The 25,965-nt window shown below is 49.3% G+C and carries 17 protein-coding genes; 4 read left to right on the forward strand and 13 right to left on the reverse strand.

The features are described from left to right. Positions 1-2: 2 nt before the first annotated feature. The gene (locus tag IC230_RS13800) at positions 3-1,373 is read right to left on the reverse strand and encodes a mandelate racemase/muconate lactonizing enzyme family protein (protein ID WP_191039610.1); all 1,371 of its coding nucleotides are present in this window, start codon (positions 1,371-1,373) and stop codon (positions 3-5) included. Between the two features lie 227 nt (positions 1,374-1,600). Between IC230_RS13800 and IC230_RS13805 the strand changes: the two genes are divergently transcribed. Then, complete coding sequence (locus IC230_RS13805; protein WP_191039611.1) at positions 1,601-3,127, forward strand: M20/M25/M40 family metallo-hydrolase; 1,527 nt, start codon at positions 1,601-1,603, stop codon at positions 3,125-3,127. Between the two features lies 1 nt (position 3,128). On the opposite strand, the gene IC230_RS13810 is transcribed toward IC230_RS13805, so the two are convergent. Then, complete coding sequence (locus IC230_RS13810; RefSeq protein ID WP_191039612.1) at positions 3,129-4,013, reverse strand: SDR family oxidoreductase; 885 nt, start codon at positions 4,011-4,013, stop codon at positions 3,129-3,131. 141 nt (positions 4,014-4,154) lie between these two features. On the opposite strand from IC230_RS13810, the gene IC230_RS13815 reads away from it, so the two are divergent. After that, on the forward strand, positions 4,155-4,997 hold the full coding sequence (locus IC230_RS13815) for a helix-turn-helix domain-containing protein (protein WP_191039613.1): 843 nt from the start codon (positions 4,155-4,157) through the stop codon (positions 4,995-4,997). 143 nt (positions 4,998-5,140) lie between these two features. After that, positions 5,141-5,689 (forward strand): YceI family protein, encoded by a 549-nt coding sequence (locus tag IC230_RS13820; RefSeq protein WP_191039614.1) that lies wholly within the window; start codon positions 5,141-5,143, stop codon positions 5,687-5,689. A 78-nt stretch (positions 5,690-5,767) separates the two neighbouring features. On the opposite strand, the gene IC230_RS13825 is transcribed toward IC230_RS13820, so the two are convergent. The 5 genes from IC230_RS13825 to IC230_RS13845 form a co-directional block, all read right to left on the reverse strand. Then, positions 5,768-6,820 carry a choice-of-anchor Q domain-containing protein gene (locus IC230_RS13825; RefSeq protein WP_191039615.1) on the reverse strand — a complete coding sequence of 351 codons (1,053 nt, stop codon included), beginning with the start codon at positions 6,818-6,820 and terminating at the stop codon, positions 5,768-5,770. Then, positions 6,721-8,901 carry a choice-of-anchor Q domain-containing protein gene (locus IC230_RS13830; protein ID WP_191039616.1) on the reverse strand — a complete coding sequence of 727 codons (2,181 nt, stop codon included), beginning with the start codon at positions 8,899-8,901 and terminating at the stop codon, positions 6,721-6,723. Before IC230_RS13830 ends, IC230_RS13825 begins: the two co-directional genes overlap by 100 nt. An 80-nt stretch (positions 8,902-8,981) precedes the next feature. Continuing rightward, positions 8,982-14,759: a hypothetical protein gene (locus tag IC230_RS13835; protein ID WP_191039617.1), complete on the reverse strand. Its 5,778-nt coding sequence runs from the start codon at positions 14,757-14,759 to the stop codon at positions 8,982-8,984. Positions 14,760-14,966: 207 nt separating this feature from the next. Next, entirely contained in the window at positions 14,967-15,197 is a 231-nt protein-coding gene (locus IC230_RS13840; protein ID WP_191039618.1) for a hypothetical protein, read from the reverse strand. Positions 15,198-15,387: 190 nt separating this feature from the next. Next, positions 15,388-18,375, reverse strand: coding sequence for an ATP-binding protein (locus tag IC230_RS13845; RefSeq protein ID WP_191039619.1), 2,988 nt, complete (start codon positions 18,373-18,375; stop codon positions 15,388-15,390). A 276-nt stretch (positions 18,376-18,651) separates the two neighbouring features. Here IC230_RS13845 and IC230_RS13850 point away from each other — a divergent pair, with 276 nt between their 5' ends. Next, positions 18,652-18,999: an amidohydrolase family protein gene (locus IC230_RS13850; protein ID WP_317171794.1), complete on the forward strand. Its 348-nt coding sequence runs from the start codon at positions 18,652-18,654 to the stop codon at positions 18,997-18,999. Between the two features lie 40 nt (positions 19,000-19,039). Here the strand turns inward: IC230_RS13850 and IC230_RS13855 are convergent, their stop codons facing one another. The 6 genes from IC230_RS13855 to IC230_RS13880 form a co-directional block, all read right to left on the reverse strand. Next, on the reverse strand, positions 19,040-21,418 hold the full coding sequence (locus IC230_RS13855) for a gliding motility-associated C-terminal domain-containing protein (RefSeq protein ID WP_191039620.1): 2,379 nt from the start codon (positions 21,416-21,418) through the stop codon (positions 19,040-19,042). 570 nt (positions 21,419-21,988) lie between these two features. Then, positions 21,989-22,399, reverse strand: coding sequence for a hypothetical protein (locus tag IC230_RS13860; protein WP_191039621.1), 411 nt, complete (start codon positions 22,397-22,399; stop codon positions 21,989-21,991). 22 nt (positions 22,400-22,421) lie between these two features. Next, the gene (locus IC230_RS13865; RefSeq protein WP_191039622.1) at positions 22,422-22,685 is read right to left on the reverse strand and encodes a hypothetical protein; all 264 of its coding nucleotides are present in this window, start codon (positions 22,683-22,685) and stop codon (positions 22,422-22,424) included. Positions 22,686-23,027: 342 nt separating this feature from the next. Beyond that, complete coding sequence (locus IC230_RS13870) at positions 23,028-24,371, reverse strand: DUF4270 family protein (protein ID WP_191039623.1); 1,344 nt, start codon at positions 24,369-24,371, stop codon at positions 23,028-23,030. A gap of 12 nt (positions 24,372-24,383) precedes the next feature. Continuing rightward, positions 24,384-24,731 carry a DUF4907 domain-containing protein gene (locus tag IC230_RS13875; protein WP_191039624.1) on the reverse strand — a complete coding sequence of 116 codons (348 nt, stop codon included), beginning with the start codon at positions 24,729-24,731 and terminating at the stop codon, positions 24,384-24,386. Between the two features lie 12 nt (positions 24,732-24,743). After that, positions 24,744-25,826, reverse strand: coding sequence for a Kelch repeat-containing protein (locus IC230_RS13880; RefSeq protein ID WP_191039625.1), 1,083 nt, complete (start codon positions 25,824-25,826; stop codon positions 24,744-24,746). Positions 25,827-25,965: the final 139 nt, after the last annotated feature.

Raw genomic sequence — 25,965 nt, forward strand, 5'->3', positions numbered from 1 at the left:
AGTCAACGGAACATAGCCTTGTAATGAGCAGATGGTTGTAAAATGCCACCGCTCTCGGCATAGAACGTATCGTCCAATTCGAAAACGCCTTGTTTGGCTCGTGTCCAGCTGGCTGTGCCGCGTGGATGATAGCCCACCATGGTTTGCCAGTTTCGATAATTCAGATCGCCGTTGGCTTCCAGTAGTTGCATGTCCAGACCCGGAAACGGTTTCAGTCGGGCGGCCAGGTTCTTGTTCCAGTCGATAAGAATTGGGTTTACGGTAAGGTCGGCGCATAGACACGGAATCCCGCGCTCATGGGCGGTTTTCGCCATTTTCATCGACTGACTAAGTGTTTTGGCAATGCCCTTCAGGACCAATGCCTGATAGCCCTGATCCAGCCGCCGGACGGCTCCTTCGTAATCGTGCGCGCTTTCGTCAGCGCATAGCCGAACGCCCACGTCACCGACCAGCTCTTCGTTGGTTTCGAACAAGGGTTCTTCGATCAGCAAGATCTGGTCGAACGCACCGATCTTCTTCGTATGGTCGAGCAGACGTAGCAACGTTTCTTTGCGTTCGTAGCGGGCGTTTGGATCGAGCGTATAAATGATACGTCCGGAAGGTGTCTGCGGAGTCGTCAGATTCTTTAGCGCAGTATGAATTTCCGTCAGGCGTTGTTTGTCTTTCTCCAGCATCTCGGCCTGGGTTCCCGGCTGTCCAAGCTTGATCTTAACCACAAAATACCCCTGCTGCTCCACAGCCCGGCGAATGTCGGCGATCGGCAGCGAATACGACGCGGAATATAGAATGGCTATGCGTTTATTTCGGTAGCCGAGTGCCGTTCGGTACGGTTGCGGAATCAGTTCATCGAAGGTACGGTACCCATTTTCGGCTGCGTAGAGTAACCAGGCTGCATTATCGGGACCAACCAGGGCATTAAGCGTAAATAATTTGTTGAGTGCAGGCCGATTCGTCAACTGTATTCCTGCTTTATGGATCGGTTCCAGCAACTGATCCATCAGGTCGATGGGCGTTTGAAACGGTACGTCCCGCATCATCCGTAGCGCCTGATCGGTCAGGCTGAATAACAACGCATTGGCTCCCGCTTCGGAGTAGAGGCTGTAGACATCGGCATCATCATACAACACATTCTGCGTCGCCAGGCCAATCTTACGCAGCCCCGATTCCGTTTCGACCAGCGACGCTGATTGCCAGCATTCGTGCATAAAATTGCCTTTGAACCCAAACTGGCGAATCAGCGGCTCTCGTTCGAAATTGGCGTTTGTCCGATTGATACGTAGTGTTTTCGATCGATGTGCCTGATTGGGCGACGGATGCAGGAGGGGTAGGCCAGCTACGGCCCCGGTGGTTTGCAGAAACTGACGACGGTTCATACGTAACGGAAAAACGTACTGAATGCCTCTTTCTACTTACGCTTTTGTCCAGATGAACTGGTATATAGAATGATGAACTGTACTGATTATGCTGATTGTGGTGTCGGTTACTTTTAACCGGCACAGTGAAGTTTCCAAAATCGATCGACACGGCATTGACCAACTGGTTGCAATCGAGTGAATTTTGCTGTATACTGTGACAGTACTCTTTAATCAACCTGAAACATATGTCCAAAAAATCTGTACTTTTCTTCGTCCTGATCACGGCTTTTTCGGCTCGTGCCCAATCTCCCCAGCAACGTGTTCAGCAGTATCGGAAGGCGCACGAAATTGCGTTAATGGATGAATACCGGCAATTTCTGTCTATTCCGAACGTATCGGCAGATTCGACGAATATTCGTAAAAATGCGGCTTTTATTGTGCAGATGATGCAACAACGGGGTATCGCTGCTACGTTGCTCGACGTACCAGCGCCGGGCACCAATCCGGCCGTATTTGGCGAAGTAAAAGTACCGGGGGCGAAAAAGACGATTGTTTTCTATGCGCATTACGATGGACAGCCGGTTAATCCGAAGCAATGGGCCGAGGGGCTTCAACCCTTCGTGCCTGTGTTCATTATAGCACCCGTTGAGCAGGGTGGGAAAATCGTAACGACTTACAAATCCGGTGATCCAATCGACCCCACCTGGCGACTCAGCGGGCGGGGTAGTGCCGATGACAAAGCGGGCGTTATGACCATCCTGAATGCGTACGATGCGTTAGTCAAGAGCAAGATCACCCCAGCGGCTAACCTGAAGTTTTTCTTTGAAGGCGAAGAAGAAGTTGGCTCAACGCACCTGGGCGAGATTTTTGAAAAACACCGCGACAAACTAGCCAGTGACCTCTGGGTGATTGCCGACGGACCGCGTCACGTATCGGGGAAACGCGTCGTGCAGTTTGGCGTTCGGGGCGATGTCAACATGCACCTGACGGTTTACGGTCCAAAACGCCCCTTGCACAGCGGTAACTACGGCAACTGGGCACCCAATCCGGCCATGCGGATGGTCAAACTGCTGGCCAGCATGAAAGATGACAACGACAAAGTGCTGATCAACGGGTTTTATGATGACGTAGTACCGCTGACCGCCAGCGAGAAAGCCGCGCTGGCTAAAGTGCCGAACATGGAAGCGTCGTTGAAAAAAGAACTCGGCATTGCCCAGCCCGATGGCAATGGCACGCCCTTTGTCGAGTTGCTGATGCGTCCCACGCTGAACATCAACGGAATGCAAAGTGCTAACGTTGGGGCAATGGCCGGCAATGTGATTCCGACTAAAGCCGAAGCCGTTCTGGATTTGCGACTGGTTCGTGGCAACGACGTAGCACGACAGACCGGACGAGTTATGGACCATATTCGGGCACAAGGCTACCAGATAATCGACCATGAACCGACCGACGCCCAACGGCAGCAGTATCCGAAACTGATCAAAATTACGATGGGCCACGGCTACAACGCCCAGCGAACGCCGATGGATTTACCCATCGCGCAGGAAGTCATTGCCGCCGTGCAAACTACCAGTCCGGACCCCATTGTTGTGTCGCCTTCGTCGGGAGGGAGTTTACCGCTGTATCTGTTTGAGGAAGTTCTCAAAGCCAACGTAGTGTCGGTGCCCGTCGTGAATTACGACAATAACCAGCATGCCGAAAATGAGAACGTGCTTGTTCAGTATTTATGGGATGGCATTGAGATCATGGCTGCGATTATGCTCATAAAATAGGCTAGGCAAAGGCAGGCGCATAGTCACGGGCAAAATCGGCAAAAGTCCGGGGCGGCTTACCCGTTACGTCCTGCACATCTGACGTAACGGCGGCCGCTTCATTACGGCTGTAGTGTGCGTAATCTTCAATCAGACCATCGGCCTGCCAGACTGGGAAGCCAGCTCCGAGTAACGCTTCCCGCATGGCATCCGATGGAATGTCGATAAACGTAACGGGCTTGCCGAGTCCTGCTGAAAGGCTATCCGCCATTTCGACGTGGGTAAGTGCCTGAGGACCTGTGAGTGTGTAAATCTGTCCTTCGTGACCGGATTCGGTCAGGGCTTTTGCCGCAACGGCTCCAATGTCACGAATGTCAATGAGGCTGATTTTGGCGTCGCCAATGGTCGCAAAAAACTTGCCCTGGCTGGCAATCGAATCCCGGAAGCCTAGTAATCCCTGCATAAACAAATTCGGACGCAGGAACGTAAAGGGTATGTCCGACTCTCGAATTGCCTGTTCCACGATAGCATGATAGCGCAGGAAACGCACGGGAGAGTCTATACTGGCGGCAAGTTGTGATAGTTTAACAATATGCCGAATGCCCGCCCGCTTGGCTTCCGCAACAAACGTAAGTTGCTGGGCTTCGGCCTGATCGGATGAGTTGGTTAGCAGAAAAGCCTGGTCTATTCCCGTCAGTGCCTGCGCAATCGTAGCCGGGTTATTAAAGTCACCTTCAACGACTTCGGCGCCTTCGAGCGCGATTAGTGTGTGCGCATCCTTGAGTGATCGGATCATTGCCCGAAAAGGAGTGCCTTGTGCTGATAGCGTTTTGGTTAGTTCGGTGCCAATGGCACCTGTTGCCCCGGTGATCAGAATGGTGGGCGCGGAATTTACGGTCGTATCCATATGTTTGTTCGATAAATGGTTTGCTAGAGCCTGTTAAGTCAAAACATGGAACAATGGAAGCTGAGCTCTTATGTGCAGCGCTTTGACTTAACAAAGGTCTGAAAGCAGAATTCACTAAAATTGTAAGAAAACGAACTTATCATGACTTTGCCAGCGAACAGTCAGTTGATTGAAGCCGACGAGCGGCTGGCTACCGTGTTCAGTCATTTCTACTGCGTTCAGCAGCCGAGTCAGGCCATCTCGGTGTCGCAACAGTTACTGCCCAATTACGAGATGCTGCTCGTTTTTAACTTCGGTCCTGCGATTCCGTTTGCACTGGGCGATTCGGTTTATGAAGTTCAGCAGATAGCGGTAGTGGGGCCTCTGCAAAAAATGCTACGGTACGAATTACCACCGAACACCGATTTGATAGTCGTGAACTTCACGCTCAATGGCTTCTATCGACTTCTGGGCGTTCCGATGCACCAGTTTAAAACAACGGAGTGGGAAAATCCAGACGTGTTGCTTAATTCCAATTGTTTTGACGAATTATGGCAGCAGGTAGCGCCTATGACTACATTGGCGAATCGATTGCAACGGATTAGCGAATATGCTTTAACGCATTTAGCCCCCATCGACGTAGTGACCGATTCGTTACTGGAAAGCATTCCGTATTTTAAGCAGACGGCTGTCGATCCTGTAAAAGCAATTGCCCAACAAAACCAGGTTTCGACGCGGAGTATCCAGAATCGATTTCAAACGCATCTCGGATACTCGGCTAAGGAACTTACCCGGTTTCTACGTTTTAAAAAAGTGCTTGGGTTCCTGAGCGAACAACAGCCTGGGCCGGTCGACTGGTTGGCCCTTGTTCTTGACTTTGGATACCATGATCACAGCCATCTGATCAAAGATTTCCACTATTTTCTGGGCGTTACGCCCCGTCATTTTCTTAGCCAGTTGGCGCAGGGTGGAGTCTGCATCAGTAAATCTGGTAAATTCTATTGACTCAGTTCAGTGCTGGTTAGTCAGTTAGCTCTATCACGCCCAAATTAATTTTGAAGAAAAAATAGCCCGACGCGAACAATCCTGACAAATTAAATGTATATACATCAAATACCTTAACACGTAATCCGATAACACATACAATTATGGCAACTGAAGCAGCCACCGCTACCATCTGGGCAATTGACCCTACTCACTCTGAAGTTCAATTTAAAGTAAAGCACCTGGTTATCTCGACCGTAACGGGCTCGTTCGGCCAGTTTGAAGGGCAGCTTGAAACCGTTGGTGATGACTTCACCGACGCTAAAATTTCATTTTCTGCGGATATCGCCAGCATCAGCACGAACAATGAGCAACGGGATGGCCACCTCAAATCCGGCGATTTTTTCGATGCCGAGAACTTTCCCAAGTTAACCTTTACGTCAACGAGTATCACCAAAACCGGCGACGATACGTATAATCTCGTGGGTGATCTAACGATTCGGGGCACGACCAAACCAGTAACCCTGAAAGCCGAATACGGCGGACAGATGCAGGATTTCTACGGTCAGACGAAAGCCGGTTTTGAACTGACGGGTACGATCAAACGTAAAGAATTCGGTTTGACCTGGGATGGCGTAACGGAAGCGGGTGGCGTTGTTGTCAGTGACGACGTTAAACTGGTCATGAATATCCAGGTAACGAAACAGGCATAACTAGTTTTTTTTCTACGTAGCTGGCCCCGCATGAGCCGTCATTATCGACGGCTCATGCGGGGCCAGCTAGTTTACAACTCACTGTTGAAAATACTCGATCTTATCAGAGTCCACGTTATTGCTAGATCTGATCTCGCTGGGAATGTTGACCAGCACCCCACTAACCGTCAGCATCCCCACCGTTGCCCCTGGCGTCAGCGTGCCCGTCAGGCCTACTGATAACTTATCGCCCCCGGCAATAGGCTGAGTAGTAGTCAGAACGTAGTAGTTGGCATCGCTGGTGTTCAACTGCCAGAGACTATTCTGCACTGAGCGGTTGGCCACACTGGTGGCGCTGCTGGGCAGGCTGAGCGAGACTTTGGCATCGCGGGTAATCTTGAGGGTAATGGTCCCGGTAATCGTCACGCCGTTGAGCTCGACCACATCGGCCACTACGCTGAGGGGACTGTCGCCGGTGAGTGTGGTAGGTCGGGCGTAGAGAATCGGAGTCAGATCAGGGACGGCCGTCACCGAGAGGCTGAAAGGCGTGGAGGTCACGCTGTTGCAGGGGCTGACGATGACCACTACGTAGTTGCCTGCATCACCGGCTTGTACATTGTTCAGCGCTAGGGTGGCTGAGGTCTGCCCGCTCACCACATTGCCATTTTTGTACCACTGATAACTGCTGACCGTACCGGTGATACTCACTGCTACGGTGACTGTGCTCCCTAAGGGTACGGTGCTACCGCTGCGAGGCTGAGCTGTGATGGTCGCCGGTAGACTCTGAGCACCCTGATACTCAAAAGCGCCCATGTCGATGCGGCTATTGTTGTAGAAGCGCCCATTCCCTGCTACGTCCGTTGTGCCGTTGGTTGCCGTGGTGCTGGCCGGGTCACCAGCGTTGATAGCCGGTGAGCAACTGTTCAGCACCGCGCTGCCCGTGCTGGCAAAGGGCGAACTGGTGGTGGTCAGGTTGTTGGTACCACTATAGTCGGTAATGGAAGCCTCGAACAAACTGTAGCGGGCCGTTACACTACTATTGTTCGCGTTAATCAAACTGTTACTGCCGCCATTGTTGAAGAGCACGCAGCTGATAAGCTGAGGCTGGCCGTTGAGATTAACCATGGCTCCTCCATTACCGGTATTTCCCACAAACGTGCAGTTAGTAAGTTGGGGACTACTGCCGTTGTTGAACAGCCCCCCCCAGCGGAAATGGCTGAGTTGAATTGAAACGAGCAGTTGATCAGCAGGGGATTGCTGCTGGTGTTGTAATAGTAGATAGCTCCGCCAAAGGTGGCTGTATTGCTGGCAAAGATGCAGTTGCGGATCTGCGGACTGCTGACGATGTTGAGCATGCCGCCCCCATCGTTGTTGGGATCGCTGCCGGTAGCATTGCCCGCAGTGATAACAAAGCCGTCCAGAATAGCTGAGTTGGTCAGCCCGTTGTTATTGTTGAAAAGGACGTGGTAGCTGTTGTCATCGGTGCCCGACCCGCCAATTTCGCCCGACAGAATAGTGGGGTTGCTGGAGGTGCTTCGGTTGGCTAGGGTAGGGGTACCAGTAGGGGGAAAGCCGCCGTAGATGACTACGTTGTTTTTCATTGAAAAACTAACGGTACGGTCGGTGCTCGAGGTGGGCTTATAGGTGCCAGCCCCCACCCAGACTTGTTCGACGCCAGCCGCGTTGATCATCGCTTGCAGGTCGGCGGAGGCATTGGACCACGAAGAGCCGTCGCCCTGCCCACTGCTGGATTGCCGCACGTAGCGGATGGGCTGGGTAACTACCAAACTAAAGACCGTTGAGGTCACCGTCGTATTGCAGTTGCCCGTTACCACCACCGAGTAGCTACCGGCATCGCTTATCTGCACTGAAGGCAGTGTGAGCGTGGCTGAAGTCTGGCCGCCTAGCGCACTGCTGTTCTTGTACCACTGATAGGAACTGACCGTACCGGTGGCACTGACCGACGCGGTAACCGTAGTGCCCACTTGTACTGTTGTGCCTCTGATCGGTTGTTGGGTAATGATTGGGGTATCTGTAGTTTGGTACTCGAAAGCGCCCATGTCGATGCGCCCCCCGTAAAGACGCGGATTGCCGGCCAGATCCGTCGGCGTAGTGCCGGTGATCCCACTACTGTTTGGGTCACCGGCATTGATCGCTGGCGAACAAGGCCTTAGCGTTTGTTCGGCTGAGCTGGTGAAGGGTAAGGTGCTGGTGATTATATTATTAGATCCCGAGTAATTGGTGACAGAGGGCTCAAACAGACTATAGGTTGCATTAACCGAGCTGGAGCCGTCGAACGTATGCGCTCCGCCGTTGTTCCAGGCGATACAGTTAACCATCTGATTTTGACTACTCCCCGTGGTGACGATGGCGTTACCGACGTTGTTAACGGTGGAGTGTGACACAAAGGTGCAATTGGCCAATTGGGCACTGCTCGTCGTATTCAGATACAGGCCGCCCCCCGATTGCGCCGTGTTCCCTCGAAAGAGACCATTGATGACGAGCAGATTACTGGTAGCGGTGTACATGCCACCCCCAAAGCCCTGGGCCGAATTGCCCTGAAACGTGCAGTTCAGGATGATGGCCAGATTTCTTACGTTAGCCATCCCTCCTCCGGAATTGAATGCGGCATTGTTCCGAATGAGGCAGTTAATAATTTTGGGGCTGCTCTCTTCATTGTATATGCCGCCCCCATAGATGCCGGTCGCCGGTGAGGATATATTAGCGTTCCCTAACGTAATGGTAAAACCATCCAGAATGGCACTTTGGTCCAGGTTGTTTCTATAGTTATAAACAACGTGGTGGCTGTTGCCCGCCAGCGTGCCGTCGTTATCAATATCGCCCGATAGAATGGTCGTGTAGTTGATCGGGTTGCGATTCGTCAGCGCCGGATTGCCAGTAGCCGGAAATCCACTGTAGATGGTCACGCCGTTTTTCATGACAAAGCTGATGGAGCGGTCGGTCGTGCTGGTGGGCTTATAGGTACCCTGAGCTACCCAGATCTGCTCGACACCACTGGTGTTGATCATGGCCTGAAGATCACCTGAGGCAGCTGCCCAGGAGGTGCCATTGCCGCTACCGCCCTGGCGAACGTAGCGGATAGACTGAGCCAGGCTGGCTGAAGCCGTTAGGAAAAAGAGGCTTAAGAAACACAAGCTAACTGTCGTTAGACGAATTGCTGGTGGGGAAAATGCGCGTGCGAACACATACCCACGTTGTAGAGAAGAAAACATAGAGAGTTTGGTTAAAAGAGTACAAAGCCAAGATAGCTAATCACCGGTGATTAGCTATCTTGGCTTTGTACAGAATCACCTTACTGCGGGAAGTAGTCGACCTTGTTGGAGCCAACGTTGTTTATAAACCGGTATTCTTTGGACACTCCTAACATAGTGGCACTAATAGTCATTTTTCCAGTCGTCGCACCTGGGGTTATCACACCATTGAGACCAAAGCTTAGTTTGTCGCCCGGAGCAATGGGTTTCGTGGTCTTCAGCACATAATAGCCGGTGCTTTCCGTTGACGAAAACGTCCAGGCGTTATTCTGTACTGATCGGCCATTTAATTGAGTAAGGCTACCATCAAAACTGAGCGTCGTTTTAGCGTCCTTAGTCACTTTGATGATGATCTCTCCGCTTGTTGCTATATTATTCACCTCGATTGCATCGACCACTACGCTGAAATTGCCGTTACCATAAAGGGTGGAAGGGCGGGCATACAGCAGTAGAGTCACATCCGGGTCTACAGCCACTACGGTTGTTGATGCAATAGCTGAGCAGCCATTGGCGGCTGTCAGGCTCACCGAATACACACCGGGCGTAGTCACTGTAGCGGTATAAGGTTTCAATACAACCTGAGTGGCACCATAACCAAAGCGGTACGTAGTTGCCCCTTCATTAACCATTAACGTAACAAAGGTACTAGTCTGCGAGAGCGGGCCGCTGGCAATCAGTTTGACGTTGCCTGGGCAGTCATCGTCGGTGATGATGGCTGAGACCGATGTAACTGCTCCCATTGTATAATCGCCCCCTGCGGTTAAGACAACAAGGACACTTCGATTAGCTTCAATTTTCGTGTTGGCAATAGGTACTATCGTCAATGAAACAACCGAACTGCTATTGGAGAGCACGATTGATTGTAAGACTCCCGTTTGGGCCGCTGTTGAAACGGGTTGACCTGATGGATATTTAATCGTATAATCCGTATTCAGTTGTGCCGTTCCCGATAGTATATAATTGATAGTTGTCGGTTTCGTCGCATTTTGCGGCAGCTTAAAATCAATGATGACAGGCGTACCAGCATCCTCTATTACCGATGGGTTGGTAATCGCCAGAGATAGGGCCGTTGTGCCCGTTGTGCTAACGCTACTGCCAACAACGAACTGAATAATATCAGATGTCTGTTTGATATTACCGTACTGATCCGGGATATTGCTGAGCGTAACCCGAATCGATTCGCCCGATAGAGCGCCCAAATTGGTTAGAGGAGTCACAATTAACCGACTTCCACTGCACGACAGCTGAGCTGATAAGGTAGCGTTATTGCTTAGGCGAACCATCGACACATTGGCAGCGGCAACGGCAGCAGCACATCCCAGATTTTCGGTATACGTAGCTGCGATCAGATCACCTGCTGTATATCTGTCATCTGTTGGATTGGCTTTCCCGAACAGGGAAGGAGGTGTTCGATCAATGATACCAGTGCTCGTTTGAGAATAGGTTGTCCCACTGGCGCAGCTGAGTTTAAGCCGTATAACGTACTGACCATCCGCCAGGCCGATTGTATTCCAGTAGGTAGTGGTGCCAAAACCACTGTCATCAATCTGCGTTTTGGGTAACGTGAAGCCTGTAAACCAGCTATTGGAGCCTAGTGCTTTATATTCCAGCGAAACACTAGTCAGGTCTGTATATATATAATCTTTAAATACTACGGTTACCCGGTTATTATCGCTTGCCGTGCTGACCCAGTTGGCCTCGGGCATAACGAGCGTAATCGGACTACAACTGGTCTGAAAATAAGCCTGTAACGTGGTCGAGATACTGGTTGTACTACAGGCATCAGAGAGTGTTAGCTGTATGTTATCAAACGTATAAATGCCTGAGCCAGGATCCCGCTCTACATAAATAGTATACGGCCCTGATACACCAGCATCCAGGTTGATGGGTGTAACGGATCCAACAGAGCCGAGAACCTGACCGTTCTCACCATTCAACTTAACGGTAAGTCCATTAACGATCGAATTCAGGGCCAAATTGTAAGTGCGGTTTTCGCCAGTAGAACTAGCATTCCCTATAGTGAGAGGAAACGAAGCCTTGTTACCGACAATTCCAGTTTTTACCGGCGATGTTGAGTAAAGCTGCATTACATCGCGGGCAAAGGTTCCAGGCATGTGTGGGCAACTGGTTTCTCCGGCTATCAGGTCAAAAACAGGACTCCCATAAACAGGATCTTTTTTTACATTAACATTAAAACTATTTCCTTTCCCGTTACTAATCGTACTAGCATCTTCAGCGAGCGTATAGGCAAACGTAATTTCTTTCATATTGGTGGTGCTCTCACTTTGACCGTTGTCCATTTTTACGTTCACAATGACTCCCCCAGACACGCCACTACCCGCAAATTCAAACCCTAATTCGCCTGCCGTTTGTGAGTCGATAGACAATCCAAATTCAACGGTGTTATTACTGGACGTACGCGTTGTTTCAGAAAGCGTTTTAAACGATCCTGAACCAAAAGATACATTCTCGACGAAGCGAGCGTTTCGTTTGTTTTCTTCATTATTGGCTAACAGCTGCTCCCACATCGAAACCTGTTTCTGGTAATAGTTATATTTATTTGTTTTGATGGGTGCTGCAGGATCTTCGGCATTACGGAGATTTTTAAGATTCGGAATGACAGTATTCAGGATATGGGCTTGTGTATAAAAAAATGTAGTTCTTGAGTCCTGGTTTTTATCACTAGCTATCATGAGCCTTGATACTGAATCGATTTGGCAGGCTGCCTGGTTAAAGCTAAACTGCACGGATTTTCCATAGATCAAATTCAGCGCCTGGCCAATAAATACGTCACTGGCTGCACCCGGACTTCCACCTTCTTCGGTTCGGTATTCGCTTTGAATGGTAGAGGAAAAAATGGCTTCCGAGCTGGTTGTGTTATACTTGGTTGTATTGACGCTTTGGTTGACAGATCCCCAGGCTTTTGATTCGAACACTACGCCAATACCGGTTGAAAAATCCGTACCGATCTTGACCTCAACCCAGGGTTCTACGCCCACCGCTTTCTGGCTATAGAATCGAACGGCCCGTTCATACGTCTGCGACGTTGACCATGCACTGAAACTTTTGTTTCCCGGTGGGTCATGCAAAACCATCGTAACGAGTTCTGGTGACGTTGTCGTAAAGGTTGTACCAGGCCTCACATCACCCTGAATAAATACGGTTTTAAACAAATCGTCTGCTTTTTGCCCATATTCATCCGTAAATCTCAGGGTTAGATTCCGTAGAAAAGGAGAAAGCGAATTCGGCTCGCCTGGTACCAAAGTGAAGCTGGCGATACCATTGACCACCGGCGTGGCGGGAAGATTTTCCTCCTGAATCGTGTTCGATCCGGTTACCGTACCACTACTAACTGAACAACTATTCGCTGTTGCTGGATTTCCTTCATAGACTTCCACGGTGAATGGCAAGGCTACCCCCTGCCGGCCAACTGCGAAGGTAACAGAGGTGCAGGCATTCGGAAGGCTTTGAGCAGCGAACTTTAGGTAGGGTTTGCGATGAAACGTTAAATCTAGCGTAGCGTCACTTTCCGTTACATCACGTACCAGCATAGTCAACTGCGGTTCAAAAAAAGCCTTTAGCTGTTGTGGGCTAATGTATTCAGCAGCTTGCACATTAAGCGTCGATGGTTTATAGTCGATGCTGATAAGCCTGTATTTTCGGGCGGGCAGTTGAATGTTATAATAGCCCGTTGCGCCAAATTGACTACCATTGATCACGACCTGTTGTCTAAAGCAGGAGCTACGCTGTGTGCCATCGGCAGCATCGGGTAGTACGTCTGAAAACGTCAGAGTGGCTGTGCCGCTGAGGGGTTTCCCGCACCCATCTCGTAGATAACCGGTAATTCGGTGCATCTGAGAATCAATAAAGTTGATACCCGTCTGGACCGTTGACACGTTGAGCGTATAGACAGCGGGCGTGAGGGTATGGTTACCATAGCTGGCCGTAACGGTATAGTTTCCGGGCTCATTGACGGCAATGGCATACCGGCCATACGCAGCGGGGGGTGGTGTATCCAGATAACCAGACTTGCCCTCTTTCTTTGTAACACCGTTTTGGAGCAACTTTATGGTCGCTCCATCCATCGGGCACACCGTTGGGTTCTGAACAGAAGCGTCTAAGCAAAAAACGCAGGTCTGCGAAACGGTTCCTGTGACGCCAAGTGCCGTTTCGTCTTCGAAGTTAACTCCATTAAAATTATCACCTATCCTCGGATTAAGTGGATCAAGCGTTCTGACTATACTGGTAGGCTTGAAGGTATGTAGAACTAAAGACGGTGTAATGGTGAAGGATACAGGGGAATTGTTATTGGGCGGTCCGTAGTAAATAGGAGAGAACCTATAGTTACCCTCATTATTGGTCGTTGTGCATTGCGTATAACTGGCTGGACTACCCGGTACGTTGGCTTTCACGATGCAAACCTTCACCCCAGACACAGCTGCACTACCGTTAGCAGCCGTAGTCTGTATGTGTCCATCAATAAATCCATTTGATAAGACCATCGTTAGCGACACATCATTTGTAGTCACTGTTCTGGAACAGCCGTCCGTAACTTTTAGATGGAATTTAAATGGTACGGTTTTTAATTCTGAAGGAGAGGGATTGGTAGACGGTTGTAGGGCTGATAAAGAAAGAGTACCTCCTGTAACCCCGGTAATATGAACAAAACCTCCGTTACCTTCACTTTTTTCCCAGGCATAAGTAAATGGCCCAATACCTCCACCCGAAAAGTTGAGCGACGCCGTCGGTACCTCCAGAGGATTAGGAAGAAGATTATTGTAGACATTCGATGTACTTATTATCGCTGGCGCTACCGGATACGTTTCTATCGATAAATTAAAGGTTCCTTCATCCTCATATTTTGCGCCTTCAACAATAACGGCGTACCGACCGCTACATAAGCTTGTTTGTAGATACGATTTATTGCTACCGAGTGCATCATCGTTAGATCCGATATAAGCGCCTAGTTTAGGCCCTGATTCATCATACTTAAATAGATGAATAACGGTATTAAAATCCGTTTGATCGAAAAGGGTTGATAAAATTACATTACTAGTTTGAGACAACGTGAAGGTATAAACTACGTCTCTCCCCCCCGTTGGTTTGGAGGGAGTCAACTCAAAATTATTAGCATAGCCCATAAATGGGAGCGCGCCGTCTGGTGCCTTTCGATTGCTATTGATATGCGACTTTGTATTGCTATCAACAATACCAAAATTCAAAGGGTTATTGATAGCAGCGCCACCATAATACCGCCAGGTGTGCTTCATGTAGTATCGACTGGGACCACCATAGAAACTACTGTAAACGAGGCCATTGAATGGCGTCCATACATTAGACGGATCCAGCGTAGGTTTCATCAATTTAACTTCATACCCATCTAATTGATCACCTTCATCCCAGTTACAGTTTTTGCTATAGTCAATCCAGGTAAATACTTCCAGATCATACTGTTGTGACCCATCGACATGCTGCAGGATAACGCCATCGACAACAGGGCCCAGACTTTCAGGAGCGTAATTGTTATTGTCATTTGAATAGCAAAATGAACTTTCCATTTGACCCTTAATGTGATTAAATTGATTCGTAGGTTGATTATCAGTATCTACAGTGGCTTTAACCTTGTAGGAAGTATTAGAAAAAGGGTAACCTGGTGAAGATGGCTTAATACTACCCTGGACAAAGTGTACTTCGGTGTTAATTGTCGTGTTTAATATTTGTGCCTGTACCACCGTGCCCAGTAAAAGAAGCAGGAATAGCAGTGGTCCTGTTTTTCGTCTGGTCAGCAGACTGAATTGCCTTGATAAAATTCGTTTCATAGGATTAATGAGTAAAGCGAGAAATAAAGGAGTTGGGTAATGCAGATTTTTGGCATCGCTACGTATTGTAGGCGAGCTAATACGGGAAAATGGGCAAAAAAGGGACGTAGCGTAGCCGGGCTTCGTTCAGAACAGATTTTTTCTGTTCAACAAAGTCAATAGAACAAGTCGATTTATAGATTGTGCCTTATTTAGGCTACATCCCTTCTACCCAGAGCAGATGTCTGATAAGTAGTCGTTAGAACCCGGTCGTAACCGGGTGCCATTGGCCTCAGATGCACGTGTTGCAGACCCCGCGCGTTCAGCATTCTGCGACTGCCCGACAACGAACCAGGATGGCGCATTCGTCGGACCCGGCAATGGAGCCATTTTGGACTGGAGAAATCGGTAGTGGCTCATTAAATAGAACAGGAGGAGGATGAGGAGCGGTTGTTTCATAAAAGAGGGAAGTCGGTTAAAAAGAGAAAGAGATGTTCGGATTGATTTATGGCGTGAATAGTGCCTTATCGATCTAATTCAGGTTGTATTCGTATAGGCAAAGCTCGCTACTAATCCGGGGGGATGGGTATAAGAAAAAGGACAAATGCTATAACAAATGTCGCTTTTGAGTCGCTGGACCGTTTTTTTGTTATAAATTAGTCTGTCTGGTGAACTCAATTGGGGTTCGGCCGTATACTTCCCGAAAGCACTTGGTAAAGTAAGCCGGACTTTCGAAACCTACCTGATAGGCTGTTTCTGAACTCGACAAGCCTTGCCGTAAATACGTAGTGGCCTGCTGAAGCCGGTAGTTACGCAGGAGTTCACTGGTCGACAGTCCCGTCAGGGTTTTGACTTTTCGGGTGAGTTGTTTACGGCTTAGAGCCATCTTGTCGGCCAGTTCTTCGACAGAGAAGGCGGGGTTGCTGAACTGATTTCCCAGCACTTGATAGAGCTGAACCAGGAAGGGATTCGCTGGCATTTCTGGCGGTTCCTCTGCAGGTCGAATGGAGGTTAAGCTGGCCTGTACGCGCTCCTGCAGGCGCCGTTGGCGGCTGAGCAGATTCTGAATTCGCAGTAGCAATTCACCCATACTAAACGGTTTAGTCAGGTAGTCGTCGGCTCCCTGCTCTAGTCCGGTAAGTCGGTTCTCCTGGGCGGCTTTGGCGGTTAATATCACCACCGCGATATGGTCCGTATGAGCATGACTTTTGACCAGATGAGCCAATGCATAGCCATCCAGGCGGGCCATCATCACATCCGTAATAACAATATCAGGTAGTTCGCTTTGGATAAGAGACCAGCCTGTTTCCCCATCAGCAGCCTGGAGGACGTGATATAGGCCAGACAGTTCATTCACGAGAAATCCCCTTAACTCGTCATTGTCTTCTATAAGCAGAATCTGGGCCCTGAACGACTCTTTGCCAGAAGGAATCGTAACGGGAGCAGGAGAAGCCAGCGACCACTCCCAGTCAGCGCTCGGTTTAACGACAGAATCGTTAATAGCGGGCAGGTCGAGGCTTGTTGATACAAACTGTAGCGGCAGGGTCAGGCGGAACGTAGTGCCCACACCGGGTTCGCTCTCTACGGTAATGGTACCTTCCAACAAGTCAATCAATTCCTTGACCAGCGCCAGGCCAATACCGGTTCCTCCATAGGCACGGGTACTCGATGTATCGACCTGGTAAAATCGGTTGAAAATGTGCGGTAACTGGTCGGGGGCAATACCGATACCCGAATCGGTGAGTTGAATCTGTACACGTCTTCCTTCACCAACTTCCCAAACTGGATTGATTGTAAGGCTTATCTGCCCCCCGGTGGGCGTAAACTTGAGGGCGTTCGCCAATAAATTCGTCAGAATTTTTTCCCACTTATCCGAATCGAATACCTGCGGTTGTGGCGGAAATTGACCGACAATGCACGTTAACGTTACGTGTTTCTGCTCAGCGGCCCGTTGGAATACATCCACAATAGGATAAATAAAGCTGGTTAGTTCACCCTGCATCAGCGAAACGGCCATGTGGTTGCCCTCTAGTTTCGATAGATCCAGCAACTGGTTGACCAGCCGAAGAAGTTGTCTGGCGTTCCGTTGGATCAGCGTTAGCAGGGGTCGATCGAAGCGATTTTCCTGAAGTAATTTCTCGACTGGCGATATGATCAGCGAGAGCGGGGTCCGAAACTCATGAGTCATGTTGGTCACAAAACGTGACTTAACCTGATCGAGCTGCCGGAGTTGGCTGGCTTGCTGATGGAGTTCCTGAGTTCGCTCAGTTACCTGTTGTTCCAGTCGCTCATTTTGTTGAGCCAGAAGTTGCTGACGTTCCTGCTGTTGGACTAGGTTGCGGGCCGAGAGAAGTTCGACCTCATCCAGTTGGGCTCTCAATTGCCGGTTGACCCAGCCGTGTTCCAGGGCCAGCCGAAGGGATAAGGTAAGCGGGAAACATAGAAAAGAAACTACATAAAAGAAATTGATCAGCCATTCATGATCGGCGGCAGTAATGTGCAGAGCAGTCAGGATCAATATAGTGACCCACAATCCTAGGTTAAAGAAAGCGCCAACCGTCACGATGCGCGCTCCAAGCAGGTTACGCTGGGTGGCCATTAATGAAAGCCGAATAAATTCGAACAGGATAAGCCGGTCAAACCAAGAGAGCCAATAAAAGCTATCCGATGCTGTAATAAAAGAAAAGCTGATGCTCCCGATTGCTAACCAACAAAGCCACCCCTTACGAAAGTCAAACAGACTATAAAACGTTAGAAGCGCCATGGCGGGTACCCAGAAATCAATGAGTGAAGCGTAATGAATGATGAGACGATCATATAACGAGTGCGTGTAATTGTCAGCTGCTCTCGCCAAAAAAGTAATGCATAGCATCAGATACATACCTGCCGCATACAGATTCGTCCGCTGTGTAGTTCGGTACGCCAAAAAAAGACTCAGATGCAGGATGAACAGGATGAATGCGATCCCGACTTTAAAAGCAGACGTACCGATTTGCTCTGTATCGTATGGTTTTAAGGTGGGGGTTGACGAGGATGAAAACAGCCAGTATTCAATAGCGTCGGTATGCCAGTTTTGGGATCGTATGTTGTAATAAAGACCGGGTTGACAGGCAATGCGTAGAGCCAGTACGTGTTCAGACGAAGGCTGGAGAGGCAGGCTAAAGGTGGCTCTTGGATCATAAGCCTTTACCTGATCTGGATAGGCACTGACTATGCCGAAGCGGTATAACAACCGACCATCCAGGTAAATTTCTGAAGCAACCGATTGAAACACTTTAATCATGAGGGGCGGCAATTCAGGGCCGGTGTGCAGATGCAGCCGAAGCCAGCCAATACCGGCCTGTCTGAGTTGTGGCAAATCCCGAAGGGTTTTGGTTGGATCGATACTACGCCACTGTCTGTCATTCAGTTGTGGACTGGCTCCGTCCGGATTGTCGCCAGCCTGAAATCGCCAGCCTTCTTTTAGCAGAAATCCATCCGTGGGAATATGATTTAGGGAAATAAGGGTAGGTGGCTTCTCGGTGTTGATACTTGTCGAGGTAAGGTTATGGGAATGGTAGGGTTGGGCCTGAGTATAACGTACCCAGGGGCTTACCAGCATAAGTAAGCAACTCAACCACCGAGTAGAGGTAGTCATGAAAAGAAAGTTCAAAAGAGGGAGTTTCGGGTGACTATCTGCCATACCCACACTGGCTATAACAGCCAGACCTGTGTACGGTTGACAAAGTCTATTTCAGTTTACATATATAGTTAGTTGCCTGATGATTTATTTACTATACGGTAGCCATGCCAATGGATGTTTCGTTGCGATAGTTATCTTAGGCTCACAAACGCCCAGGCTATGCGATCAATTGTTTCCTCATCGACTTTGTCGTCATGACGTGTTCAACCAATTGCAGTAAATCGTAAAGAAGTGGGTATTGTTCATCCCCGAACGTTGGGGAACTTTGCCCGGCTGCTTGGCAAGTACGTTCGCGATGAACACGTTATGCCACTGGAAGAAGCCGTTCGCTGGTTGACGAGTTTACCCGCGATCAACCACAAACTTCCCAAGCGGAGTTTGTTACGGCTCGGTTATTTCGCTGACGTAGTGATTATTGACCCAGCTACCATTGCCGATAAAGCACCCTTCGCTGATCCCTTCCAGTATTCGGTGGGCGTTCAGTACGTATTGACCAATGGAAAGCACACAAACGTGTTTCCAGAACGTAGCGTGGACGGCCACGTCCATGTAATCATAGGCTTAAAAACGCAGTTATAAATTAGCCTACGGCTACGCGGACGTGGCTGTCCACGCTACGTCAGCGAACCAGCATGAGTCGTCCTCGTAAAACGGGCTTTTCCGGCACAGTACGGACAGTGTATGCATACACACCACCGGGCAGCGAAACGCCATTCAACGTACCGTCGAAGGGGAGCGTATAGCCTTTTCCTGAAGAATAAATTACCTCACCCCAGCGATTAAACACCGTAACGATGGCGTCGGGAAACGCTTCGATGCCGGGAAGATCCCAAACGTCGTTGACGCCATCGCCATTTGGAGAAAAGGCGTCCGGTACCCAGACCCCGATGTAGACGGTGATGCGGATGGTATCTTTTGCTTCACAGCCGTAACGATTTTTTACATCGAGCGTATACGTAATGTCGTTGGCAATGTTCGTGATCAGAGGATTCGCTGACGTAGCGTTGTCTAAATATTGACCCGATGTCCACTGAAACTGATTGGGATTGCCGGTATAGGCTGGGTTTAATGTAAATGTATTACCCCGGTACGTTGTCATCGTGTCAGCCAGTTGAATCGTCGGTATGGGCGAAACCACGGCTGTCTGTGACACCACCGTAGCCGCACACTCAGGGGCTGCTTTAACGCCATAACTCAATTTGTGATCGCCGACTCCTGCAGTTTTTGGGTCAAACGTATTGCCTGTTAGGCCCGTCCCGGTATAGTCGCCACCGGGCGGACTGCCTTTGAGGGTATAAGTTGGATTGTTGGGACCGCAAACCGCCGGAATCGAGTCGAGCGTAACGGCTGGCGTTGGCAACTGGATGACGACAAGTGGGGGAGACGTTCCTTCGCATCCGTAGGTATCCGTCGCGATGACTACGTAGGTACCCGCCTTTGAGGCCCGATACTGTGTCCCTGTAGTACCCGTGACGATCTGCCCATCCTTTTGCCATACGTAACGAAGCCCACCACTGCTTTGTAACAGCAATGAGTCCTGCGGACAAATCCGATTTTGCCCGGATGCTGACACAATCTTTGCCAGTACCGGCGCTGAGCGAACCAGTGAAGTGGTATCGGTAGTGACTGTACAGCCCACCGATGTATAAGTTAACACAGCCCAATAACGACCATCCTGCGTAGTTTTTAACGAATCCGTCACTGGGTTTGCTAATGCCTGACCCTCCCGGTACCATTTATAGGCAACGCCCGTATCGGCCGTGGCCGTTAACGTTACCGAACCTGTTTGCGCGCATAGATGGCCCGTGCTAGTCAGAGAGGCTTTCTGACCAATGACCCGAATGGCCAGCGTATCCGACGTACCTGCTTTACTACAGGTCGCTTTAGGTGAGACCAATACGGTATATTCACCCGCGTCACTTACCGTAAGCGTTGATGACGTAGCCCCCGACAAATTAACCCCATCCCGTCGCCACTGGTAGTTCCAGTCGTTGTTGATGGTAGCCTGAAGAACTGCGTTATCACCCTGGCATATCGTTGTCAGTCGGCGCTGGGGACGGTTCATGAGCTGAACGGTTGGAGCGGGGGTCGTTTGGGGTGGACAATCAATGACCAGCAACTGAAAATCGCGCCGTACCTCGCCAATCTTCACGCTATTTCGATATTCTTCTACCTTTATGGCAAAAACGAAAAGGCCTAACTGTGTTGCGGTTACAGACAGTTTTCCCGTCTGGGCATTTACGCTTAATGTTGGACTACCGGGGATGGCGTTCGTAGCGCTGAATCCCGACAGCCAGCTGACATCCGGATAAGGGCCAGGTGATACGCCTGCATTACTTCCCATTCCCGTACCTTTCTGATCGAGGGGCGTCACCATCGAATACCGTAGCTGGTCCCCATCTGGATCGGTACCACCAAACGGAAAGGTGAAGGCATCACCGATACAAACATACTCGCCATTGATAGGCCCGAAATGAGGGGATGAATACGAAACCAGTTGCCCATTTTGCATCAGGGCCGGAAATTCGAGGTAAAACGTAAAGCCGACCTGATCAGGGGTTCTGATATTATTGATACCCGAGTTTCGGTTACGGGTCTGGTAGGAGATATAATAGCCCTGTGGATCAGTATAGCTAGATGGAGCGAGCTGAATAGTCGCTTCGTAGGTAGAGACCACAAACTTCAGGTTACGTTGCTGCGCGCAGAACTCGTTGGCGTAAATAACGGGTTGTCGTCTTCCCGTTTCAGTAACAGTAAATGTCATCATCTGGGAATTGTTACTTTTTCGGAAAATGCCTAAAGATCCGGTTGAGGCCTGACGCGCTATGCCTGGTGTACCATCTTCGAAATACTGAGTAACAACAATTCGGTAATGGCCCGGTACGTCGCCAATAGCCTGCATTTCCAACTGACCACCAACCTGGTGCGTAGCCAGCGAAACGAGTGGCAAGCTCAGAAACAAAAGCCAGTATATAAACCGATAAGTAGATGTACGCATAAGCAAGTTGTTCTAAATCTCTTCCTCAATCCTTCTCTCACTATAACTGCATTAGGTATTCAATAGCCTGCATCTCCTGGGATTCAAGCTTAGTTAGTTCCCCAGTTTGCTTTGTAGGCAATCCATCTCTTCCTTTCTATACCAAAGCAAAATTTGACTCATCCATACGCATCAAGCGACTCTGTGGATCCGTACAAATTTGATTCTGATGACAGCAATGGATTGTTAATAAAATCGCTTAAAACTAAACTTATATTGTCCCTGAGAGCATTGCTTCTAAAGGACTACGAATCAAAACAATAATGGGCATAGTAGCAATATAAGGAAGCAGATTTACCCGCTTTAGTTGGCTATACGTCAGAATACGATGAACCGTTGCGAAGCCGGTAAACGAAGTACGGCTTGCTGGATGTGAGCTAACCCCAAATCACAGATTGATTGATGAGCCTGCAAGTTGGAATTAGCTTTTACCGACCGACCTGCCTGTGGAAATTACTCAGGTTCTATGGAAATTCCTTCCTGTGTATGGACCAATAGACCAACTGCCTGATCAGTACACTAGTACCTGACTCATGAGCTACCCATTAGCCAGGCATATACGTCATCATTACCGACAAAATAGCGACAGGCTAGCTCACTATTTTGGGCCAGCGATGCCCTGATGATCAAATCAGATCCAAGTTTGCCAAACTGGTTAACGTCGGTAAGGATAATAGCAATACGCGGCTGCCGGGTCAATCCCTGGCTGGCTTGTGGCAGCCAGTGTTGCATAAACCAATGCAGGTCTACGGGGTTAAATAAGCGTAACTGTCGTAAGTCGATCTGCCAGCGTTTGATCTGATGTCGTTTTGCCAGGGCAAGTGTAGCCAACGTTCCATCCCGAAAGTTTTCGCTACTGGGCAAGCCTACCCAGGTTTGTGTTAACAGGTGTACATTGCATTCGACCAATACCCGTACGTGCTCATTTTGATACGTCTTCATTGTACGTGGCAATCGTGTCGATCTAATGCAGTTGATCAATTGTATCCGCAGTCGCTTGGATCGCAAAAGCGCGTTGCAGTTCAAGTTCAGCGAACCGGTAAGCATATACGAACTTGTCGTTTTCCTGTTGAATGATGCCCATATCTTCCAACTGGATTACGTTGTTCCAGATCCGCTGCAAACTCCCGTAAAACCCGTCTTCCGATTGCGATAATAAAACCTGTAGCGAGGGATAGGTTGAAGTTTCGGGACGATTAGCGTCGATAGGTGTGATGGTACGTTCCATTTGCGTACTTATTCAGTTTAACCGCTGTCTCACGGTTTAAAAAAGTAACGTACATCTGTTGCATCAATGGGGCTGGGAAGGTTAATAATCAGTTCTGATTTTAAGGTCTTTTAACGTCACATCAATGGAGTTTCACGCAACGAAAGACCGCATTTAGCAGAATTAAACCGTCAATGGCCAAAAAAATGCCCAAAAACGGTCATTCCGCTTATATAAACCCATACGCAGGCTAGTTACAGTTTGTGGCGAATGCAACGCAATTAGGTAACGGCACTATACGCAAAAGCCGAACCATCATAACGGTTCGGCTTTTGATACGCTATACTGAATAATGTATTGATGCTACGTTCCTGAAGATATGAACAGTTTCATCTTCATCTGATCGCCCGTACGGAATGGATTTCCGAGCGTTACCCGCTGAATGAATCGCTTCAAGGTATAGGGGTCTTGACTTGTGGGAGCAGGCAGTGTCAGTAACAAAGGCTCATTCGGCGCTTTTTGTTTGAGAATCTCACCAATGTAATACGTCAGATCGAAGGTGTATGAATCGGTGAACAACTGTGCAAACGGATCGATGGAATAGTATCCTAAAGCACCACCGCCGGATTGAGGTATGGTGCCGCCTGGAATAGTGGCAATCGCCACGTTTTGATTATTGACCTGAAACAGCTCCAGTGAACTAGGCGGGGCAGCATTATCCAGCTGCGTACGACGAATAGGGCTAACAACCAATACAGCTTTGTTGAGATCAGCATAACCTTCAGGCCGGGCAAATTGGGCCAGATAAGGAAATTCAATCCGGGTTTGCAGTTGAGAAGCAATCGAAACAAAAGACGTATTGTCGGTCAGGCGACTACTCACAGCGTCCGATCGATTCTTAAGCGCATTTAATGGCGTGCCGCTACGATCGTTCTGCAACTGGGTGAAATGATAATTTGTAATCGGAAACAGTACGTCTGCCGACGTCTGCGGGTCCTCAATCGTGTGGTAATACAGTCTGAGTCCGCTGGTTGAGGTAGCAAAGCAGGCCAGTGTGTTGCTCGTTGAATTATTTACGAAAGCAAAGCCTGGTATAAATCTGGATAACGACGTGAAATCAGTAATCTGATTTGTAGATAATCTGGTAAATAAGTCCTGCGCCAGATTGTCCGTCATACGGAAGCGAATTTGTTTTCCCCGCCGATTGGGTTGCGGCAAAACAACCATTTTAGCTGTGGGCGTGGGGTCGTAAACGATTGAGCTGGTATTATAGTAAAGCTGAGGAGCGAGCGGATTTGCCAGCCGGTGTACACTTATGTCGAATAACGTAGTGGTGTCGCCATAAACAAAGGCTTGGCTAGCACTCACCAGGGAATAGTTCATTTCCAGCACCAGAGAATCCAGTCTCAGATTTGTTTGGGCTCCCAGGGAGTTTGACGTATAATCAAACGTAGCAAAAGAGCGCGCGTTCAGCCGTCCGGTTTGCGGATCAGTCCAGCGGCCAACCACTATGTCCGCATCCGTAGACGTAGCAAACGAATCAGCCCGCAGCACCGTTGAGGTCTGAATGGTTACCGTGTCAATGGACTGGATCGACAGTTCCTGCGGATTGATAACCGATTGACCAACATTCAGGTCACCCGATTGGCAGGCAACCAGCACGATACCGGTTAGCAATAGCAAACCGGCGTACCAAAAAGTACGCATAAGCAATGGAATTCAGGGAATTGTTACGCCTAACTGGCGTAGTTCGTCATTCGTCAGAGTAGGCAGTGCCTTTGTCTCTTGTAATTTCTCAACCACTCGCTCACCGACCCGGCGGGCCTGTTCCTGACTGGCAAAACCAACTGTACCAGCTTGCCCCGGTACAGTTGGTTGATGAATAAATGGGTTTCCGTTATTCAGAATATCGTAACCCCAGCCAGTTGACGTAGCAAACACCTCAACCTGGTAAGGCGATGAATTACGAAACAACCGGTATGCTGTCAAAACAGCCAGTCCAATCAGCGCTAGAATCAATGCGAATCGAATTGGGCTGATTCGCCACGTAGATTGGTCAGTACTCATTCTAACAGATACTTACAGTACTTGCTCAATCGTTGGGTCGAAATCCCATAGGTCGTCGAAACGAGAGGTCGAGCCTGGGCTACCCGTGGTAACGTAACCTTTGTTACCAATAGCAAAGCCTACGGCATTCGTGCGCGAAGAACCTTCGAAAACGCCTTTGGTTACCCACGTATCCGTAGCCGGATCGTATTCCCAAACATCTTTCGCCGTCGTGTTTCCAAGCGTAAGATAACCCTTACCGTTGATGGCAAACGCAACACCATAGCTACGGGCGATACCCGCGTTATCGGTTGTGAAATCAGCTTTTTGCGTCCAGCTGTTCGCGGCTGCATCATACATGAACCAGTCCCGTTGTGCTGTGCCGCTTCCATTCCCCGTACCGACGTAAGCTTTGTTGTCGATCACGAAAGCTACGGCGCCTTCGCGTTTGGCCCCGCCATATCCAGCGGTTTGCGTCCAGGCACCGGTTGCCGGATCGTAAGCGTAGAAATCTTTCAGGTAGTTGCCATCGTTTCCAGTGCCAACGAATCCTTTATTACTGGCACCAAACGCAACAGCATTGGTACGGGCTGATCCGGCAAAATCGGCAATCCGTTTCCACGTATTAGCCGTTACGTCATACTCCCAGAAATCCTTTAGTTTGTCGCCATTGGTGTTGCTACCTGTACCGATATAACCTTTATTGCCAACCGAGAAACCTACACCTAAATAGCGGGCGACTCCACCAAAATTAGCCCGTTGTGTCCAGGCATTCGTTGCCGGATTATACGACCAGAAATCGGACAGCATCTGGGTCTTGTTATCGATGCCAGTACCTAGGTAAGCGATGTTATTGACTACGAATCCCGAAGCTCCGGAACGGGCAACGCCATCCAGTGCTGATTTAACCGTCCAGTCGCCCAAAGTAGACACGGTTGATGAGCTACCGCAGCCCACCAGGAAACTGCTCCAACCCAGGCAGATCAGACTGAGTGCCCAGTTGATACGTTTCTGGTTTGTTTTATGAGCAGGAGCGGAGGAGAGTAGAATCTCAGAAGATACGGTTTTCGGCTGTGGGTTGGTTGCCGAACGAAATCGAAATGGTAAATGAATCATGAAAAAAGAGCGTAAACGAACGAACTGAAACGTAAAGGTATAGCAATTTGAGTTAAGAACGACTGTTTTGCCATCCAGATGGGGATAGACGAGCGAACAGCAAAGCCGACGGAGATTGCCAAAAGTCGGCATCGGTCAT

Origin of the sequence: Spirosoma validum (assembly GCF_014699035.1) — a bacterium.
Classification (GTDB): domain Bacteria; phylum Bacteroidota; class Bacteroidia; order Cytophagales; family Spirosomataceae; genus Spirosoma; species Spirosoma validum.

Coding starts and splice junctions, on each gene's coding strand:
- IC230_RS13810 (WP_191039612.1), bottom strand. CDS start 4,013: ATGGATACGACCGTAAATTCCGCGCCCACCATTCTGATCACCGGGGCA.
- IC230_RS13855 (WP_191039620.1), bottom strand. CDS start 21,418: ATGCGTACATCTACTTATCGGTTTATATACTGGCTTTTGTTTCTGAGC.
- IC230_RS13815 (WP_191039613.1), top strand. CDS start 4,155: ATGACTTTGCCAGCGAACAGTCAGTTGATTGAAGCCGACGAGCGGCTG.
- IC230_RS13845 (WP_191039619.1), bottom strand. CDS start 18,375: ATGACTACCTCTACTCGGTGGTTGAGTTGCTTACTTATGCTGGTAAGC.
- IC230_RS13880 (WP_191039625.1), bottom strand. CDS start 25,826: ATGATTCATTTACCATTTCGATTTCGTTCGGCAACCAACCCACAGCCG.
- IC230_RS13820 (WP_191039614.1), top strand. CDS start 5,141: ATGGCAACTGAAGCAGCCACCGCTACCATCTGGGCAATTGACCCTACT.
- IC230_RS13830 (WP_191039616.1), bottom strand. CDS start 8,901: ATGTTTTCTTCTCTACAACGTGGGTATGTGTTCGCACGCGCATTTTCC.
- IC230_RS13865 (WP_191039622.1), bottom strand. CDS start 22,685: ATGGAACGTACCATCACACCTATCGACGCTAATCGTCCCGAAACTTCA.
- IC230_RS13840 (WP_191039618.1), bottom strand. CDS start 15,197: ATGAAACAACCGCTCCTCATCCTCCTCCTGTTCTATTTAATGAGCCAC.
- IC230_RS13875 (WP_191039624.1), bottom strand. CDS start 24,731: ATGAGTACTGACCAATCTACGTGGCGAATCAGCCCAATTCGATTCGCA.
- IC230_RS13800 (WP_191039610.1), bottom strand. CDS start 1,373: ATGAACCGTCGTCAGTTTCTGCAAACCACCGGGGCCGTAGCTGGCCTA.
- IC230_RS13805 (WP_191039611.1), top strand. CDS start 1,601: ATGTCCAAAAAATCTGTACTTTTCTTCGTCCTGATCACGGCTTTTTCG.
- IC230_RS13860 (WP_191039621.1), bottom strand. CDS start 22,399: ATGAAGACGTATCAAAATGAGCACGTACGGGTATTGGTCGAATGCAAT.
- IC230_RS13870 (WP_191039623.1), bottom strand. CDS start 24,371: ATGCGTACTTTTTGGTACGCCGGTTTGCTATTGCTAACCGGTATCGTG.
- IC230_RS13835 (WP_191039617.1), bottom strand. CDS start 14,759: ATGAAACGAATTTTATCAAGGCAATTCAGTCTGCTGACCAGACGAAAA.